The sequence below is a fragment of the Streptomyces sp. NPDC048483 genome (assembly GCF_040651455.1).
Lineage (GTDB): Bacteria > Actinomycetota > Actinomycetes > Streptomycetales > Streptomycetaceae > Streptomyces.
This window is the reverse complement of sequence record NZ_JBEZJZ010000228.1, coordinates 1-3776: the sequence shown is the minus strand read 5'-3', so window position 1 is coordinate 3776 and position 3776 is coordinate 1. Positions and strand designations below refer to the sequence as shown.

1 protein-coding gene is annotated in these 3776 nt (G+C 71.7%); it reads right to left on the bottom strand.

The window, feature by feature from the left end; translation table 11 throughout:
- Window positions 1-3776, bottom strand: a 3776-nt coding sequence (locus tag AB0D04_RS42345) for an SDR family NAD(P)-dependent oxidoreductase (RefSeq protein ID WP_362712793.1), incomplete at both ends; no start/stop codon positions are given.

The following is a 3776-nucleotide window of genomic DNA, read 5'->3' as shown; positions in this document are numbered from 1 at the left end:
GCCGGCGGCCGTCCGGCGGGCGCCCTTGACCAGGCCGCGCAGCACCGGCGGCACCGAGCCGCGGTCCGAAGTGCCCGTGGCGACCGGCCCGATCGGGACGAGGTGCGCCGTGTCGGTCGCAGTGGCGGCGTCGAACAGCGCCAGCCCCTGCTCGGTGGTCAGGGGCGTGGCCCCGTAGGCAGCGATCCGCTTCAGGTCCGCGTCCGACAGGGCGGCGGTCATCCCGCCGCTCGGGGCCCAGGCGCCCCATGCCAGGGACTGGGCGGGCAGGCCCTGCGCCGTACGGTGGCGGGCCAGCGCGTCGAGGAAGACGTTGCCCGCGGCGTAGTTGCCCTGACCCGGAGTGCCCAGTACGCCCGAGATGGACGAATACAGCACGAACGCGGCCAGGTCGAGGTCCTTGGTGGCCTCGTGGAGATGCCAGGCCGCGTCCGCCTTCGGGCGCAGTACGGCCGACAGCCGCTCGGGCGTCAGCGATGACACCACACCGTCGTCCAGAACACCGGCCGTGTGGATCACCGCGGTCAGCGGGTGCTCGGCCGGTACGGAGGCCACGAGCGCGGCGACCGCCTCCCGATCGGCCACATCACCGGCCCGCACGGTCACCTCGGCGCCGTGGACGGCCAGCTCATCCCGCAGTTCGGCGGCACCCGGCGCCTCCGGACCACTGCGACTGACCAGCAACAGATGCCGCATGCCGCGCTCGGTCACCAGGTGCCGGGCCAGCTCACGGGCCAGTCCCCCGGTGCCTCCGGTGATCAGCACCGTGCCGTCCGCATCCCACTCGCGCGGCAGGGTCAGCACAATCTTCCCGATGTGCTGCGCACGGCTCATGAACCGGAACGCCTCCGGCGCCCGCCGTACATCCCAACTCGCCACCGGCAGCGCACGCAACGCACCCCCGGCGAACAGCTCCAGCAGCTCACCGAGCATGCCCTGGACCCGGTCCGGGCCCGCGTCGGCGAGGTCGAAGGCACGGTAGGCAACCGACCCCACCGACTCGGGGTCACGGATGTCGGTCTTGCCCATTTCCAGGAAGCGGCCGCCGGGGGCGGTCAATCGCAGGGAGGCATCGACGAACTCACCCGCCAGGGCATTGAGCACCACATCCACACCCCGCCCCCCGGTGACCGCCCGGAAACGCTCCTCGAAGTCGGTCGTACGGGAAGAAGCGATGTGGTCATCGGGAACGCCCAGCTCCCGCAAGGTGTCCCACTTGCCCGCACTGGCCGTGGCAAACACCTCCGCTCCCAGATGCCTCGCCAGCTGGATCGCCGCCATACCGACACCACCGGCTCCGGCATGGACCAGAATCGACTGGCCCGGACGCAGACCCGCCAGATCCTTCAGCCCATAGAGCGCGGTCAGGAAGACCAGCGGCACCGAAGCCGCCTGAACAGGTGTCCAGTCCTGCGGGATGCGGGCGAGGAGTCGCTGATCAGTTACCGCCACTGGGCCATAACCGCCGAAGACCATGCCCATCACGCGATCTCCCGGGCGCAGTCCGCGCACCCCGGGACCGGTCTCGGTGACCACACCGGCGGCCTCCGCGCCCAGCAGCCCGGCCTCACCCGGATACATCCCCAAGGCATTCAGCACATCGCGGAAGTTCACGCCGGCGGCCTGGACCTGGATGCGTACCTGACCCTCCGTAAGCGGCTCCAGCACCTCCGGGCAGGGCGCGAGCACCAGACCGTCCAGACTTCCCTTGGCCGCGCTGTCCAACCGCCACGGCACTCCAGTGGGAGGCAACAGCCCGGATCCGCTGCCGAGTTGAGCCAGTCGCCCTACCCGAAGCGCACCGTCGCGGACCACGAACTGGCTGTCTCCGGTGGCCAGTTGACCTGGCAGGTCCGCGAGCACCGCGGCGAGATCCCCACCCTTGGCCCCGTCCTCCAGGTCCACCAGCGCGATCCGCCCCGGGTGCTCCGACTGCGCCGAGCGCACCAGCCCCCACACGGCGCCCGCGGCCATGTCCCGTATGGACTCCCCCGCAGCTGCCGAGACGGCGCCCCGGGTGACGAACACCAGACGCGAGGTGGCGGATTCCTCCCGGTCCGCCCAATCCTGAAGCACCCCCAGAACCCGTGCGGTGAGCTCGTGAGTACTGGCGGGCACATCGTCGCCCGCACCGGACACGGGGACCACCACAAGGTCCTCATCCCCCGCGAGGTCCGCCAGGGACGCGACCGACGCACCCACACCCAGCTCATCCGCGCCCAGGGACACCCACCGCACATCGACCGATCGCACATCGACCGACCGCACCTCGGGAGCCGCCACCCAGTCCAGCGACAGCAGCCCGTCGTGCCCCGCACCGCGCCGGGTCGTCGACTGGCCCGGACCGGGGTCCCGGTAGGCCCGCATCACCATCGCCTCGGCGGACAGCACGGGCGCGCCTTCGACGTCGACGGCCGCGAGGGACACCGAATCGTCACCGGTCTTCACCACCCGCACCCGCAGGACCGACGCACCGGCGGCATGGAGCGAAACGCCCTTCCATGCGAACGGCAGAAACTGGTCGCCCGCACCGCCGACCCCGGCCATCCGGTGGGCCTGGAGCACCGCGTCCAGCAGCGCCGGATGGAGCCCGAAGGCCCCGGCCTCATCGGCGACCTGGTCCGGCAGCGCGACCTCGACAAAGGCCCCGTCCTCGCAACGCCAGACCGAGCGCAGCCCCTGGAACGCGGGTCCGTAGCCGGTCCCTTCGTAAAAGCCCTCCAGGTCGACGCCCACCGCGTTCTGCGGCGGCCAGACCTGGGAGCCGAAGTCCGCGATCCGCTCCCCGCTGGTCAGCGTGCCACCCGCGTGCTGGGTCCACGGCTGACCGGGGTCGCCGTCCGGGCGCGCATACACCGAGAGGGCGCGGGCGCCCGTCTCGTCGGCGTCCCCGACCAGCACCTGGACCTGCGCGGCACGGTCCTCCTGGAGCACCAGCGGCGTCATCAGGACGAGGTCCTCGACACGGTCACAGCCGACCTGGTCGGCGGCGCGCATCGCCAGTTCCAGGAAACCGGTCCCCGGGAAGAGGACACTGCCGCCCATGACGTGGTCGATCAGCCACGGATGCGTCTGCAGCGACAACCTGCCTGTCAACACCACCGCGCCGGAGTCCGCGAGGGTGAGCGTCGCGCCCAGCAGCGGGTGCTCCGCGGGCAGCAGGCCCGCGCCGGTCACGTCCCCGCTGAGCGCGGCGGGCCGCGGCCAGAAGCGCTCGTGCTGGAAGGGGTAGGTGGGCAGGTCGACGCGGCGGGCGCCGGTGCCGGCGAACCACGCGGCCCAGTCCACCGCCACACCCGTGACATGCAGCCGCGCCAGCGCGCTCAGCAGCGCGGTCTCCTCGGACCGGTCCTTGCGCAGAGCCGGAACGGCGGTCGCGGCACCGCCCAGAGTGTGCTGGGCCATCGCCGTCAGCACCCCGTCCGGGCCCAACTCCAGGAAGACCGATGCCCCTTCGGCCTCCAGGGCGCGCACGCCGTCGGCAAAGCGGACGGTCTCGCGGACGTGCCGCACCCAGTACTCCGCCGAGCACACCAGCTCTTCGGTGGCCAGCTCGCCGGTCACGTTGGAGACGACCGGTATCTGCGGCGCCCCGTACGACAGCCCCTCGGCCACCCGCCGGAAGTCCGCCAGCATCGGCTCCATCAACGACGAGTGGAAAGCATGGCTCACCGACAGCCGCTGCGTCTTGCAGCCCTCGGACGCCAACTCATCGGCAATCCGCAGGACTTGAGACTCCTCCCCCGCGATCACCACCGACTCCGGGCCGTTGACCG